Genomic DNA, 14,878 nt, shown 5'->3' on the forward strand with positions numbered 1-14,878 from the left:
GACACGAAAGTGTGTCGCTAAGCGGCTAAGTCGAATCATGAGTAACATCCGATTGCACAGTCCGTGCCGCTCCGAAAACGCGAGCGTTTTTCTGTGATGAAATTCGCGTGAACAATCCTCCTGCATGCGTCCTATAACATCAGCAAAAGTCGGCCGCCTATACGTCATTTGACGTAGGTGGGGTGAGCATTCCTCGCATAGGCTCCGATTCGGTTATTGCCCAACAATGGCTCCGACGAATGTTGTCCATTGCGAGAGGGTAAACCTATGACGATGCAGTTGAAGTTGAAGAATCTCCATATGACCGGGATCCGCGGAATATCGCGGCGCTGGTTGGGTAAAGCAGCGTTGGCGATTTGCAGCGGATGGATTTTTTCCGCAGCTGCCGCGGACGTGAATACCACCGGTCTAGCGGTGACGGATAAAGAGGTCACTGTGGGGATCCTCCACTCGGTGACTGGCACCATGGCCATTAGTGAAACCGGTTCGGTGCAAGCAGAAAAATTGGCCATCAAACAAATCAATGCTATGGGCGGTGTGCTCGGACGGCAAATCAAATTTATTCAGGAAGACGGCGCGAGCGACTGGCCGACTTTCGCGGAAAAATCCAAAAAATTATTGGTGAACGATAAGGTCGCTGCAGTGTTTGGTTGCTGGACATCAGCATCGCGCAAAGCGGTATTGCCAATTTTTGAGCAGTACAACGGTATGCTGTATTACCCGACCTTCTACGAAGGTTTGGAGCAATCTCCCAACGTCATTTACACCGGTCAGGAAGCAACTCAGCAAATTCTTGCTGGTATTGACTGGGTAGTAAAAGAAAAAGGTGCAAAAACATTTTACCTGCTCGGTTCGGACTACATCTGGCCTCGCACCTCCAACAAAATCGCCCGCAAACATATTGAAAAACTCGGTTTGAAAGTGGTTGGTGAAGAGTATTACCCACTCGGTCACACCCAGTTCAACAGTGTGATCAACAAAATCAAACTCACCAAGCCTGATGTGATTTACGCGATTGTGGTCGGTGGTTCCAACGTTGCCTTCTACAAACAGTTGAAAGCGGCTGGTATCAGTTTGCCGAAAGAAAAACCGCTGTTGCTCACCATTTCCGTAACTGAAGACGAAATTCTCGGTATCGGTGGCGAAAATATCGAAGGCGCTTATGCCGCCATGAAATATTTCCAAAGCCTCGACAACCCCAACAACAAAGCTTTCGTTGAAGCCTTTAAAGCAGAGTACGGCGATAACATCGTAATCGGTGACGTAACTCAGGCGGCTTATCTCGGCCCCTGGTTGTGGAAAGCGGCGGTGGAAAAAGCTGGCTCCTTTGATATCGATAAAGTGCGCGCAGCATCGCCCGGCATTGAGTTGACCACGGCTCCTGAAGGCTACGTCAAAGTTCACGAAAACCATCACCTCTGGTCCAAAACCCGCATAGGTCTGGCTCTGAAAAACGGTCAGTACAAAGTGGTACACGAAACCGAAGAGTTGATGGAGCCAGATCCATTCCCGAAAGGTTATCAATAAAACCATCTGTCTTGACGCAAGTGATCGGAAGGGCGCACGCCGCCCTTCCTGTAAACCAGCAGTACCGGATAAAGACGTGGGGTTCCAATGTTTGCCGACTACACCAGTGCTGAGCTTCTATCCATATTTGCCATGCAAGGTTTTGCAGGGCTAATTCTGTTTTCCGTATTTGTTTTAATGGCGTTGGGCCTTGCCATTATTTTCGGCCAGATGGGTGTAATTAATATGGCCCACGGCGAATTTATGATTCTCGGCGCTTACGTCACCTATTTAATTTCCAATTTATTTTCGACCTATCTACCGTCTCTTTTCGGAATTTATTTCTTTGTTGCCATGATCATTTCCTTTTTTGCCGCTGGTGCTCTAGGGGCTTTGGTGGAGTGGTCGTTTATTCGCTTTTTGTATCAACGCCCGCTGGACACCCTTTTGGCAACCTGGGGGTTAAGCCTGATTTTGCAACAAATTTATCGCAGCGTATTCGGTGCGCGCGAAGTGGGTGTGACTCTGCCGGATTGGTTGATGGGTTCCGTACCTCTGACAGAAACCATCGAAGTCCCAATTAATGGTTTATTTGTCATGGGCTTGACCATTGCGATCGCCATTGCCGTTTATTTATTGATGTACAAATCCCGCTGGGGCTGCCAGGTGCGCGCCGTCGTGCAGAACCGACCTATGGCTGCAGCTGTGGGAATCAATACGGCAAAAATCGACCGCATTACCTTTGCGCTCGGATGTGGAATTGCAGGTGTCGCTGGCAGTGCATTTACCATGATTGGTTCAACAGGCCCAACTGCTGGACAACTTTATATTGTCGATACCTTCTTGGTTGTTGTATTCGGTGGTGCAGCCAGTTTGCTTGGCACTATCGCTTCAGCCTTCACCATTTCTCAAGCTCAATCCACCATGGAATTCTTTTTGAGCGGTTCTATGGCAAAAGTATTAACGCTCCTGACGGTCGTCATCATCTTGATGATTCGCCCGCAAGGACTCTTCGCCATGAAAGTGCGCAAATGAGGTGATGACCATGTCGATGCCTAATCAATCATCAATGGAAAATTCTGCGCTGGTTGAAAATCCACTGTCGCAGCACGGATTAAAAGCCTTATTTCCCAAGCATGACATTATTTATCTCGCCATACTGGCTGTATTTCTCGGGATTTTACTGCCTATGACGCTGGATATTTTCCGCCTGAATCTGGTGGGGAAATATCTCACTTACGCTTTCGTCGCTGTAGGTTTGGTGTTGTGCTGGGGATACGGTGGGATTTTGAGTTTGGGCCAGGGGGTGTTTTTTGGGCTGGGCGGATATTGCATGGCAATGTTTCTCAAACTGGAAGCTTCCGATCCGGAAAGCACCAAAATTCAATCCACACCGGGAATTCCGGATTTTATGGATTGGAACCAGATTACCGAATTGCCCTGGTTTTGGGAGCCCTTCTACAGCTTGCCTTTTGCCTTGATTGCCATTCTTGTGGTGCCGACCATTTTCGCTTACATCATCGCCGTTGCCATGTTTAAACGGCGTGTGGGCGGAGTGTATTTCGCCATTATCACTCAGGCGATTGCCTCCATTCTGACGATTTTGATTATTGGCCAACAGGGATATACCGGCGGCGTCAACGGCATTACCGATTTGCGCACCTTATTAGGCTGGGATATCCGCACCGATTCCGCCAAATACATTCTGTATTACGTGAATTTCATCCTGCTGATGCTGTGTTTGCTGGCCGCGCAATTCGTGCGTAAAAGCAAGCTGGGTCGTCTACTGGTGGCCATGCGCGGTAGAGAAGACCGGGTGCGATTTTCCGGTTACGACGTATCGAGCTTCAAAATCTTTGTGTTCTGCCTGGGTGCAGCATTTTCCGCGATCGGCGGCGCCATGTTTACCCTGCAAGTTGGTTTTATGTCGCCTTCCTTTGTCGGCATAGTGCCTTCAATCGAAATGGTAATTTTCTGCGCAGTCGGCGGCAGATTATCAATCTTCGGGGCGGTGTACGGCACTCTGCTGGTCAACTGGGCGAAAACCACTTTTTCCGAATCCTTCCCTGAACTCTGGTTGTTTGCCATGGGCGCGCTGTTTATCGGAGTTGTAATGGCATTCCCGAATGGTCTTGCCGGTATCTACAAATCCCATATCGAACCGCTGTTTTCGCGCAAACCGAAAATGTTTGAGAAAAAGCCCAGTACACCAAAACCTGCGTCTGCACCAGAACCTGTATCAGCAGAGCCGCCATCAATTCCGGGTTCTATCAGCGCCATGGGGAAATAGGAGACATTTATGAGCGAGAAAAAAGCAGCTAAAGATTTTGTCCTCGCAGTTGAAGGATTGACTGTCTCCTTCGATGGATTCAAAGCGGTAAACGATTTGTCGTTCTACGTGGACGAAGGGGAGATCCGCGTAATTATCGGCCCTAACGGCGCAGGTAAAACCACGGTGCTGGATTTGATCTGCGGAAAAACGAAATCCACCGCCGGGTCGATTAAATTCCGTGGTATGGAACTGACCAAAATGACTGAGCACGCCATAGTCCACAATGGCGTCGGCCGAAAATTTCAAAACCCGTCGATCTACGAAGATCTCACTGTTTTTGAAAATCTGGAGTTGTCATTTCCGCGCGGCAGAAGCGTTCTAGGCGCGCTGTTTTTCCGCCGCGATGCCGAAGTGGTCGAAGCGGTGGAAGAAGTCGCGGAAACCATTTTTCTCAAAGACCAATTGCACACCACCGCCGGTTTATTGAGTCACGGACAAAAACAATGGCTGGAAATTGGCATGTTGCTGATTCAAAAACCCGATCTGCTGATGCTCGACGAGCCGGTTGCGGGCATGTCCGTTGCCGAACGCAAACGCACGGCGGAATTGCTCAACCGTATTACCAAAGGTCGCTCGGTGATTGTGATTGAGCACGATATGCAATTTGTTGAAGACATTGCGCATCGCGTTACCGTGATGCACCAGGGAAAAACTCTGTCGGAAGGCTCCATGGAGCGTGTGAAAAACGATCCTAAAGTCGTTGAAGTTTATCTCGGGCATTAAGAGGAACACCGCTATGTTAGCCATTCAAGATTATTCGGTCGCCTACGGTCAGAGCGAAGTCATCCACAACATGAACGTGACGGTGGAGCCCAACCAAATTGTTGCCATTCTCGGTCGCAACGGCATGGGTAAAACCACTTTGATGAAATCCCTGATCGGCATGATTCCCACCGCCGGGGGTTCACTCAAACTGGACGGCAAAGAATTGTCGCAACAAAAAAGTTATGAGCGGGTAAAAAGTGGTATGGCATTTGTGCCGCAAGGGCGCATGATTTTTTCCACCATGACCGTGAAGGAAAATATCGAAACTGGTTTAACCACCACTTCGCAAAAAAACATACCGGAAAATATCTACGAGCTTTTCCCGGTTTTAAAAGAAATGAAAAGTCGCCGCGGCGGCAATTTATCCGGCGGTCAGCAGCAACAATTGGCCATTGCGCGAGCGCTTGCCAGCAATCCCAAAGTTTTGTTGCTCGACGAGCCCACCGAAGGTATTCAGCCCTCGATTATTCGTGAAATGGCGCGCACGCTGCGGCGCATTCGCGACGAACGCGGGCTTTCCATAGTGGTATCTGAGCAGGTTTTAAGTTTTGCGCTGGATGTGGCCGATCGCATTCTTGTAATTGAGAAAGGCCACATAGTTCAGGATCAGAAGCGCGAGGATGTGGACCACGACAAGGTCGCGTCCTATCTCTCTGTTTAATGCATTTTTCACGACGTTATTTTTAACAACCGCAAGAGGAAAATCCCAATGGCTGAAACGATTATCAAAATCGACCTCAAGCAATCTCCTTATGAAAATGAAAAAGTCCACAACCGCTGGCATCCGGATATCCCCATGGCGGTTATGGTAAAACCGGGAGATGATTTTATTATCGAGTGCTACGACTGGACCGGCGGGCAAATCAAAAACGACGACGACGCATCCGACGTACGCGATGTGGACCTCACCCAAGTACACTTTTTATCTGGCCCGGTCGGCATCGAAGGCGCAGAGCCCGGCGACCTGTTGGAAGTGGATATTCTGGATATAGGCACTTTCGCAGAAAGTCTCTGGGGTTTTAACGGCTTTTTCTCCAAGAAAAACGGCGGCGGCTTTTTGACCGAACATTTCCCGGAAGCGCAAAAATCCATCTGGGATTTCAACGGCATGTTCACCAAATCCCGCCACGTACCACAAGTGGAATTTGCCGGCTTGATTCACCCCGGATTGATCGGTTGCTTGCCGTCAAAAGAATTGCTGGAAGAGTGGAACAAGCGCGAAAAAGCCTTGTATGACACAGATCCCGACGCTGTACCTGCACTTGCCACTCTGCCTTATGCAGAAACTGCGCATATGGGGCAATTAAAAGGCGAAGATAAAGCCAAAGCTGCCGCAGAAGGTGCGCGTACCGTGCCGCCGCGCGAGCATGGCGGTAACTGCGACATTAAAGACTTATCCCGCGGTTCCAAAGTGTATTTCCCGGTTTATGTAAAAAATGCCGGTTTGTCCATGGGTGACTTGCACTTCAGCCAGGGCGATGGAGAAATTACTTTCTGCGGTGCCATCGAAATGGCCGGTTGGATTCACCTGCGCGTCAATTTGATCAAAGACGGGATGAAAAAATACGGTATTAAAAACCCGATTTTCAAACCGAGCCCAATCACACCGAAATACGACGACTATTTGATTTTCGAAGGTATTTCCGTAGACGAAAAAGGCAAACAGCATTATCTGGATGTGCATATTGCTTATCGTCAGGCCTGTTTGAACGCCATCGAATATATGACCAAGTTCGGTTATAGCAGGGCGCAAGCCTACGCCATTTTGGGCGTGGCGCCGGTACAAGGGCATATCAGTGGTGTGGTGGATATTCCGAACGCGTGTGCAACCTTGTGGCTGCCGACGGATATCTTTGAATTTGATATCAAGCCGAATGCATCGGGTCCGACCAAAGCGGTTGATGGCTCCGTCGACGTTCCATTAGCCCCCGATCTTTAATTTGTAGCGTTGTAATTTGATACCCACGGACGGGTAATTTGCTGGAGATTAATAATATGCCTGTGTACGACTACCGCTGCCGCGAACATGGTGTTTTTTATCAACTGCAAACCATGGAAAATCACGATAAACCGGTCGAATGTCCCACGTGTGCACAATTGTGCCCGCGCATCATTATGCTGCCGCCGGAATTATTGTTGATGGATCCAGACAAACGCCTCGCGCACGCCACCAACGAAAAATCCCGCCACGAACCCATCATCTCTTCCCAAGACCGTCGCCAACACGACCACAGGCACCGCCAGCAGTGCGGTTGCGACCACGGGCTGAAAAAATCCAAACTTTTCTACACCGCCCGCGGCGAAAAAATGTTTCCCTCCATGCGGCCTTGGATGATCAGCCACTAATCAAACCCCTCCTGTCTGGACCCCGCCAAGCGCGGGGTTTTTTATTTTGGTGAAATGGATAATCTATGCTTAACCAAAAAGCACCCAATAAAAGGGCATAACCATGATCTTCAACCCAGACGACTACCACCCCCAATTACCACTGCCCGCAACCGAAAAATGGAAAGAGGGCGTCTGGGATATAGAAGCCTTTAAACATGGCACCATGACCTTACTCTACTTCGCCCCCGAAGGGGCAGATTACCAAACGCCGCATGATCAGGATGAGCTGTATTTTGTATTGGAAGGCAGCGGCATTATCGAAATCGAAGGCAAAGAATTTCCCTTCACCCCCGGCTCCGCCATCTTCGTCAAAGCCGGCCAACAGCATCAATTTAAGGGCAATCTCAGTGGGATCAAAATGTGGGCGGTGTTTTATGGGGAGAAGGGTGGTGAGAGCTAAGTGATGGATGAAAAATGCCGATATTCGGGATATGCTGATCCGAAAATCAAAGGTTTTCGATGAAATGATCGGTGACCAGCTGCTGCAGTTGTTCCATAGTCGAGAGCTTTTGAGACTTGGCCTTTTTGAGCAAATTTTCCAACATCAAATAAAGTCCATCTCCACCTTCGCGATCGCAAAACGGTTTTAATTTCGTGCGGTTGGTTGGATATTTGAGAAGTATGGCGAGTGCTTGAACAAGAGATTGCCTATCTCGCCAGTGGATGTAAGCCGCTAGGCGATCCTTAATCACGTGGCTCACCTCCAAAATTGGAATTTTTCCCATTGCCACTTTCGCCATTGTTGTTTTGACAACGGACTCGTCCCCGACCGACAAAGGCTCAGAAGGGAACTCAATTGTTATATCGGTGGTTGGGTTCACAAATACCCGGCCTTTTTTTTGAAAGCCCAGCTTTGACATGGCATTCCGCAGCTCCTGCGGATTTTTATAGTTGGTGTTGACCATGTCGATGTCCTTGGTTAAGTACAAATTTTCCGTATAAATCTCCACCGCAAGTCCACCTACCAACACCACATCGATGCCGTGTTGTTGTAGATGGTCAGCGACTATTGTGGCTAGCTCGACAATCGAAGTTTTGCTGAAATCCATTTGCCCCTCACCAAAATTGAGTCAATTGTCATTATTGGTTGCCTGCTTGGATTTGCGCAGGCGGTTTGATGGTTTGCCCGGCTGACGTGGGCGGGTTCGTTGTACCGTCAGGTTTATTTGGACATCTGATGGGTAAGCCGCGACCGCCTTTTTTAGTAGCTCTTTTAGTGGCTCTATGAACGCATAACGCGGATTGAATTTGTATTGCCGGACGTTCCCAACGTAGCTGCCAACGACAACACCGTCTTCCTCAAGACGAGCCAGTTGTTTTTGCACGGGGTTAGTTGGCACACCATAAAATTCCGCGATACTTCTGGCATAGCCGGTTTCGCGGACCAGTAGATAGATCAAAACCTTTTCCTGGCTTTCAGCTCTCAAGATACCCTTTAAGACAAACATATCCGCCCTCACCGCTATACGTCTCAATATTATATACCAACTAGTGGTTCAAATTTACCAACTAGTGGTTCAAATATACCAACTATTGGTAAGTGAGGGTGCCGCAGTGTGGTCTTCGGAATTTTGAAGCGGCGGATGTCGAATGAGCGGAAAACGGGCGGAGCTTTAGTAAAGTTGGTGAAGGGTTTCTGATCCTAATTTTAAATTTGCCTAAAAAATAAAATAAGGATTTTGCTTATTTTAAGTTGGATTCCCGAAAAGCTGAAAATTACTGGGTCAAGCAACGCCAAATCAAGCGTCCGCTACGCGGCGTCAATCTTCGGCGGTTGCGTTGTTGGTTAACAATGCAATCAACCCTTCAATCGCCTGCTCAAAAGGCGCCGGCGAATTGGCCGCTCGTGCCAACACATATCCTCCCTGGATTACCGCAAGCACCGTTGCCGCAAGGGATTGCGCGTCCCACTCTTGGGGCAGACGGCCGCAGTCCTGAGCTTCACGTAGCAGTGCCGCCAATCGTTCGGTGATCCACCCAAAGGCGTGTTCCAGTGGTTTGCGCAAAGCCGGATCAGCCACGACTTCAGGGTCGGCAGCCAAGCGGCCGATGCGACAGCCTTTAAGGACGTCGCGTTCTCGCCGCAGGTAGGTCAGCACACGGTCCAGAGGATCTCCGGGGGCATCCAGGAGGGCGCGAACTTCTTCAATCAATTCAGCAGCAGACCGCTCCTCCGCGGCCTGAGCGAGTTCGGCTTTGGTGCGGAAGTGGTGATACATGCTGCCTTGGCCAACGCCTGCGCGATCTTGGATGGCGCGCGGACTAGTGCCGACGTAGCCGCGTTCCCAAAGCAGGGCTTGGGTTGTCGTGATTAATTTTTCGATGGATTTATTCATGGGGCATGATTGTACCAACTAGTATGTTTTCGTGCTACAGTAAAAACATACTAGTAGGTACAATCTGGAGAATTTCAATGTCACTTTCATTTCCTTCTCGCGATGTAAGAGAAGAGAGCTATTCCGGAAGCAATCCTTGGGGGCTGGCTGCCATTTGCTCCGGCGTGTTTATGGTCACGCTTGATGGCGCCGCGTTGAACTTGGCGCTGCCGACTATTCAGCAGGAGTTTCAAAGCACGGTTTCGCAATTGGAATGGATCGTCACGGCTTATACCTTGCCGTTGGCGGGGTTGCTGCTGACGGCGGGCGCTCTGGGTGATCGATGGGGTGCGCGGAGATTGTTTATCGCAGCAATGTTGGCATTTTCGTTTGCATCGCTGCTGTGTTCTGATCGCCTCGCGCCTATTGCAAGGTGTGGCTGCGGCAGGGTTGCTTCCCATGGTGTTATCACTCGTTGCCAAAAGCTGGCAGGACAAAGTCGAGCGCGCCCGCGCCGTTAATATGCTGGCGACTATCGGTGGTGTGGCTATGGTGGTTGGGCCGATCGGCGGGGGGTGGATGACGGAGTATTGGGGTTGGCGGTCGATCTTCCTGATTAATCTGCCCATGGGTTTGTTGGGCGCTTGGCTGACCTATCAATACTTGCGAGAGACCTCATTGCGCCGAGTCCCGCTGGATTTTGTCGGCGTCAGCCTGGGAACCTTGGCTCTGACATCTTTGGTTGCCGGCCTTATCGAAAGCAACACCCTGGGAGGCACACACCCATTGGTGATCGGTTTGATTGCCGGCGGTATGATGGGAATCATGGCGTTCATTTGGGCCGAATTGCATGTGCCTCATCCCATGCTGCCACTAAGAATTTTCCGCAATCGGCCTTTCAGTGCGGCGGTTGCAGGCGGCTTTGCCTTCCAATTCAGCTGCTATGGTCTGCTGTTTATGCTGGCTCTATTCGTCCAGCATGCCTGGCAAGTAACGCCGCTTAGAGCCGGAACATTGCTGCTGCCCTTTGCAATTGCAGTGATTCTGACCACGGCGGTGCTCAATCCAGGTCTGCGGAAAAACGGCGCGCGCTGGATGTTGTGGGTGGGCGGTTCTGGGCCTTGTTAGGCGGCGTAGTTGCCCTGTGGATTACAACTCCCGCGACTTGGCCCATCTTCGTGCTCGGAACTGTGCTGATCGGCATAGGTACAGGCATCTACTCCCCAGCATTAAACTTGGTCGCAACAACCACGGTCGATCCTGCTTGTTCTGGATTAGCTTCCGGCATTTACAACACTTCGCGGCAGGTTGGTATGGCGCTGGGCATCGCGATTCTGGGATCACTGGTCGGCGGTGCAATACCTGCGTTGATCGGCTTGCGAATTGGACTGCTGCTGATCATCGCCTGCTTGGCAGGAGTTGTGGTGTTGGCTTTGCGTTATATAAAAGTGTGATGAGCGCTAAGCATTATGGAGTGGCCCTCCGCGGAGGGCCTGAAAATGAGCAATAATTTTAATGTGGTAGATTGCTGCCGAAAAATTCTGTAATAGGCAGGAAACATTAGTCCCAATTTTTATAGCAGTCCCTCATAAAGCGAATCATTCCATCAGCGTTTCGAGTGTTATAAAAGTCGACCATTCCTGAGTTGAATTCTTCTTTCTTTTCCGCAGGGACTGTCAGGTAGTAGTAGCCATTGTTCATCAAGAGGTAATTCATGACCAGTCGACCAGTACGTTTATTTCCGTCATAAAAAAATTGGTTCAGGGATGCCCAGAGAAAATAAATAACGGCTTTCTCAACAGGATTCGTGATTTTTTTTATTTCATTAATACCACTTTCATAAATGGTATCGAGAAGTTCTGGGGGCGGTGGTTGATAAGAGGTGCCGCTGATGCCGACAGCGCCTTTGCGGAATTCGCCCCATGCTAAAGCTTCTTCACGCGCGACAAATGAATGCAGGTGGGTTGCCAGTTTTTTGGATAAGCTCCACTCCGGATTTCCGACCAAGTTAGATAATTCGCGAAGAGCTTTTGCTTGATTCAAGGCTTGATTGAAATCCTCAGTTTTATAACCACCAACCGTAATGCCGTCCAAAACAGTTTGGACGTCTAAAAAAGACATGGGGTTGTCTTCTAATTGCGTGATATCCCAAACATATTGCGCAAGCAATTTTTTCAAAATGAATTTTGGTTTGCGAGGGTCGGTAGCCGGGATCAGCTGAAAACCACCATCCGACCATTCAATACCTAAGCGCGTTTTATCTGGAGTTTGCATGGTTTACTCGCAGTGTCTGGAATCTTGAAAACGATAGCATTGAATCAAAAATTTGATTGCGCTGTCGGCATTTCTTGCATTGTAAAGCTCTAGCATCGTACGGTTATATTCGCCACGTTTATTGGCATCAATGACGAGCGCGTCCCACCCATTTGCAAAGCAAAACTCCGTTCATCATAAGGCGAGATGTGCGTTTGTTGCCGTCGTAGAAAAATTGATGGTAAGCCCCGAATAAAAAGAAAATTATCGCTTGTTCTAATGAATTGTCGATTTTCTTTATTGCCTGGATTCCTTTTTCGAAAATGGAATTCAGGAGATGAGCTGGAGGCGGGGAATAGTTTGTGCCTGCGACACCTACGCTGCCAGATCGAAATATGCCCCATTCAAGGGCTTCTTCCTTTGCTGCCACATCGTGCAGAGAGCAAAATGCATTTTTAGAGATGTCGAACTCCCCACGTTTGACCAAGTCAATCAATTTTTCGAGGCTCTTTTTCTGATTCAAGATGTCCTGTTGGTGGGTTAGTTTGCTGCCGCCGGTCGTGATCCCGTCAATCACAGTCTTAACCATCGGGTAAGTATAAGCCTTGCCTTCGGTTAAGGAGTCATTCCAGATGTATGCAGGGAAACGTTGCTGAAGCCTAAATATTGCTCTTTCCTTTCCGATTTTGGTTTTTACGTTTTTGAATAGTGAAGGTGTATAGGTAAACCCCAAAATATCCTTCATGCTGGACTCCTTCTCTTACAGGTGGCGGATGGGTGGGATCGGATAGTAACAGCTCAGTAAGCGGATTGAGCGTGAAAATGCGACATAACAATTTACAGATTTGCGCACCCACCAGGACTTAACGCCCAGCTCTGGGACCTGCCGCATAAAAAGCGGTCCCAGGTTCACAGATCAGCAACGAAGAAATAACAAAATTATATCTTGAGATGGTGGGCCCACCAGGACTTAACGGGGCGCCTTAGCTCTGGGGCCTGCCGAAGAAAAGCGGTCCCAGGTTCACTGAGCTGACTACGAAGGAAATAAAACGAATGCTTAAGATGGTGGGCCCACCAGGACTTGAACCTGGGACCTGCCGATTATGAGTCGGATGCTCTAACCAACTGAGCTATAGGCCCTGAAAGAAAGGTCCGGTGCTCGTGGCACCGGTGGCGGGTAGGAGTGAGTGGCTTCAATCGAACCCGCCTAACTTTAAAGAGTCCCGAACCTTGCGCTTTTGACGTCGTGGTCGGTTGTTTGACTGGCCCTATGTCCGGGGCTGTCAAGGCCGGGCATTATAGTGCCCGGCGGCGAGCTTGGCCAGCCTCTTGCGAGGCAATTGATTAATCGTCGAGGAAGCCGCGCAGATGGTCGGAGCGGCTTGGGTGGCGCAGTTTGCGCAGAGCTTTGGCTTCGATCTGACGGATACGCTCACGGGTAACGTCAAATTGTTTGCCCACTTCTTCCAATGTGTGGTCGGTATTCATATCGATACCGAAGCGCATGCGCAGAACCTTGGCTTCGCGCGCAGTGAGACCAGCCAGAACTTCGCGGGTCGCTTCCATCAAGCCTTGTGCGGTTGCTGCGTCCACTGGAGAGGTGATCGAGGTGTCCTCGATAAAGTCCCCCAGATGCGAATCTTCGTCGTCGCCAATCGGGGTTTCCATGGAGATTGGCTCTTTGGCGATTTTCAGCACCTTGCGAATCTTGTCTTCCGGCATATCCATGCGCTTGCCCAGTTCTTCCGGCGTCGGCTCGCGTCCCATCTCTTGCAGCATTTGGCGCGAGATGCGGTTGAGCTTGTTGATCGTTTCGATCATATGCACCGGAATACGGATGGTGCGTGCTTGGTCGGCGATGGAGCGTGTAATGGCCTGACGAATCCACCAGGTGGCGTAAGTAGAGAACTTGTAGCCGCGGCGGTATTCGAACTTGTCCACTGCTTTCATCAAACCGATGTTGCCTTCCTGGATCAGGTCGAGGAACTGCAAACCGCGGTTGGTGTACTTCTTCGCAATGGAGATTACGAGACGCAGGTTGGCTTCCACCATTTCTTTCTTGGCGCGGCGGGCCTGGGCTTCACCGATGGACATGCGGCGGTTGATTTCTTTCACCATCGCCAGGCTGATGCCCACTTCATTTTCGATGTCGGCCAGACGGCGTTGCACGGCGACTATGTCGTCTGCCACGGCGCGCAGCGCGTCGGAGTAGTCGCGCTTCTTCTTAACAATACTTGGGATCCAATCTTCGTTGGTCTCGTTGCCTGGAAACTCTTTGATAAAGGTTTTGCGCGGCATATTGGCTTTGCGTATGCATAGAGCCATGATTTCCTTTTCGCATTCGCGGATGCGCGCCAGTACGTCGCGAGCCTGTTTGTAGATAGGGTCGAACTGACGGGGTGGCAGTTTGAAGAAGCGGAAGATTTCGCCCAACGCTTCCAGCTCTTTGTTGCCCTGTTTGCTGTCGCGGCCGTGTTTCTCCAGGGCTGCCAGGGTTTTCTTCAGTTGGACGCGCAGCTCTTCGAAGCGCTGTTTAGCCACTTCGGGGTCGATACCAGTGGCGGCGTCGTCTTCTTCGGTGTCGCTGCTGGCTTCTTCGCTCTCGTCGTCGTTAATAACGGCGGCGGCAGGAGCTTTGTCATCGTCAACGGGCAGGTCGATGTCCGCTTCTTGAACTTCTGCTTCAAATGGGTCGAGCCAGCCAGCGATAACATCGGAAATGCGGCGCTCGCCTTTTTCGATCAGGTCGAATTCGTCGACAACCGTTTGCACTGCGCCGGGCCAGAAGGCGATGGCGTGCATCAGTTCGCGCAGGCCTTCTTCAATACGCTTGGCGATGGCGATTTCGCCCTCGCGGGTGAGCAGTTCGACGGTGCCCATTTCGCGCATGTACATGCGCACGGGGTCGGTGGTGCGGCCTGCTTCTGTTTCAACCGCAGCCAGGGCGGCAGCGGCTTCCGCAGCGGCGATTTCGTCGGTGTTGTCGCTGTCGTTCATCAACAGCTCATCGGCATCCGGGGCGACCTCGTATACACGGATGCCCATGTCGTTGATCATCTGAATGATGTCTTCGACCTGATCGGGATCGGAAATATCGTCCGGCAGGTGGTCATTGACTTCGTCGTAGGTCAGGTAGCCTTGTTCTCGGCCACGGTTGATCAAGTCTTTGATACGAGACTGTTGTTGATCGCTCATTCAGTATCCTGCGAAACGGTGAGGGCTAACGAAAAAGGCGGCGATTATAGCGTTTTATGGAGGGGGCATCCATAAAATCCAGCGCAGAAAAAGGCCGGCAGTCTGGTTCTCTCTGCATATTAGG

Annotated in this window: 15 protein-coding genes, 1 tRNA gene and 1 pseudogene; 10 read left to right on the forward strand and 7 right to left on the reverse strand. The window is 50.3% G+C overall.

The genetic code is table 11. From position 1 onward, the window contains the following. The first annotated feature begins 273 nt into the window (after positions 1-273). The 8 genes from urtA to DWB84_RS00230 all read left to right on the forward strand — a co-directional run bounded on the left by urtA (position 274) and on the right by DWB84_RS00230 (position 7,391). The gene (urtA, locus tag DWB84_RS00195; RefSeq protein WP_187408885.1) at positions 274-1,527 is read left to right on the forward strand and encodes an urea ABC transporter substrate-binding protein; all 1,254 of its coding nucleotides are present in this window, start codon (positions 274-276) and stop codon (positions 1,525-1,527) included. 87 nt (positions 1,528-1,614) lie between these two features. Continuing rightward, positions 1,615-2,541, forward strand: a complete 927-nt coding sequence (gene urtB, locus DWB84_RS00200; protein WP_187407754.1) for an urea ABC transporter permease subunit UrtB — start codon at positions 1,615-1,617, stop codon at positions 2,539-2,541. 64 nt (positions 2,542-2,605) lie between these two features. Beyond that, complete coding sequence (urtC, locus tag DWB84_RS00205; protein ID WP_222868026.1) at positions 2,606-3,796, forward strand: urea ABC transporter permease subunit UrtC; 1,191 nt, start codon at positions 2,606-2,608, stop codon at positions 3,794-3,796. A 9-nt stretch (positions 3,797-3,805) separates the two neighbouring features. Further along, complete coding sequence (gene urtD / locus DWB84_RS00210) at positions 3,806-4,561, forward strand: urea ABC transporter ATP-binding protein UrtD (RefSeq protein WP_187407756.1); 756 nt, start codon at positions 3,806-3,808, stop codon at positions 4,559-4,561. Positions 4,562-4,574: 13 nt separating this feature from the next. Then, complete coding sequence (urtE, locus tag DWB84_RS00215; protein ID WP_187407757.1) at positions 4,575-5,264, forward strand: urea ABC transporter ATP-binding subunit UrtE; 690 nt, start codon at positions 4,575-4,577, stop codon at positions 5,262-5,264. Between the two features lie 48 nt (positions 5,265-5,312). Further along, positions 5,313-6,542, forward strand: a complete 1,230-nt coding sequence (gene fmdA / locus DWB84_RS00220; protein WP_187407758.1) for a formamidase — start codon at positions 5,313-5,315, stop codon at positions 6,540-6,542. A gap of 56 nt (positions 6,543-6,598) precedes the next feature. After that, a complete protein-coding gene (locus tag DWB84_RS00225; RefSeq protein WP_187407759.1) occupies positions 6,599-6,949 on the forward strand; it encodes a zinc ribbon domain-containing protein in 351 nt (116 codons plus the stop codon). Positions 6,950-7,052: 103 nt separating this feature from the next. Further along, a complete protein-coding gene (locus DWB84_RS00230) occupies positions 7,053-7,391 on the forward strand; it encodes a cupin domain-containing protein (protein WP_187407760.1) in 339 nt (112 codons plus the stop codon). Positions 7,392-7,437: 46 nt separating this feature from the next. Here DWB84_RS00230 and DWB84_RS00235 read toward each other — a convergent pair whose 3' ends face one another. The 3 genes from DWB84_RS00235 to DWB84_RS00245 form a co-directional block, all read right to left on the reverse strand. Further along, positions 7,438-8,040: a nucleotidyltransferase gene (locus DWB84_RS00235; protein WP_187407761.1), complete on the reverse strand. Its 603-nt coding sequence runs from the start codon at positions 8,038-8,040 to the stop codon at positions 7,438-7,440. 21 nt (positions 8,041-8,061) lie between these two features. Beyond that, complete coding sequence (locus tag DWB84_RS00240) at positions 8,062-8,439, reverse strand: winged helix-turn-helix domain-containing protein (RefSeq protein ID WP_187407762.1); 378 nt, start codon at positions 8,437-8,439, stop codon at positions 8,062-8,064. 312 nt (positions 8,440-8,751) lie between these two features. Then, positions 8,752-9,327 (reverse strand): TetR/AcrR family transcriptional regulator, encoded by a 576-nt coding sequence (locus DWB84_RS00245; RefSeq protein ID WP_187407763.1) that lies wholly within the window; start codon positions 9,325-9,327, stop codon positions 8,752-8,754. Positions 9,328-9,497: 170 nt separating this feature from the next. Here DWB84_RS00245 and DWB84_RS00255 point away from each other — a divergent pair. Both DWB84_RS00255 and DWB84_RS00260 read left to right on the forward strand, forming a co-directional pair. Beyond that, positions 9,498-10,434: pseudogene (locus DWB84_RS00255) on the forward strand (MFS transporter). Beyond that, the gene (locus tag DWB84_RS00260; RefSeq protein WP_187407766.1) at positions 10,428-10,760 is read left to right on the forward strand and encodes a hypothetical protein; all 333 of its coding nucleotides are present in this window, start codon (positions 10,428-10,430) and stop codon (positions 10,758-10,760) included. Before DWB84_RS00255 ends, DWB84_RS00260 begins: the two are co-directional and overlap by 7 nt. Before the next feature lie 106 nt (positions 10,761-10,866). Here DWB84_RS00260 and DWB84_RS00265 read toward each other — a convergent pair whose 3' ends face one another. The 4 genes from DWB84_RS00265 to rpoD form a co-directional block, all read right to left on the reverse strand. Beyond that, entirely contained in the window at positions 10,867-11,580 is a 714-nt protein-coding gene (locus DWB84_RS00265) for a Fic family protein (protein WP_187407767.1), read from the reverse strand. 127 nt (positions 11,581-11,707) lie between these two features. Then, positions 11,708-12,304 carry a Fic family protein gene (locus DWB84_RS00270; RefSeq protein ID WP_187407768.1) on the reverse strand — a complete coding sequence of 199 codons (597 nt, stop codon included), beginning with the start codon at positions 12,302-12,304 and terminating at the stop codon, positions 11,708-11,710. 318 nt (positions 12,305-12,622) lie between these two features. Continuing rightward, positions 12,623-12,699, reverse strand: a tRNA-Ile gene (locus DWB84_RS00275). Between the two features lie 204 nt (positions 12,700-12,903). Further along, the gene (gene rpoD / locus DWB84_RS00280) at positions 12,904-14,754 is read right to left on the reverse strand and encodes an RNA polymerase sigma factor RpoD (protein WP_187407769.1); all 1,851 of its coding nucleotides are present in this window, start codon (positions 14,752-14,754) and stop codon (positions 12,904-12,906) included. Positions 14,755-14,878 lie beyond the last annotated feature (124 nt).

Origin of the sequence: Saccharophagus sp. K07 (genome assembly GCF_014336955.1) — a bacterium.
Lineage (GTDB): Bacteria > Pseudomonadota > Gammaproteobacteria > Pseudomonadales > Cellvibrionaceae > UBA5868.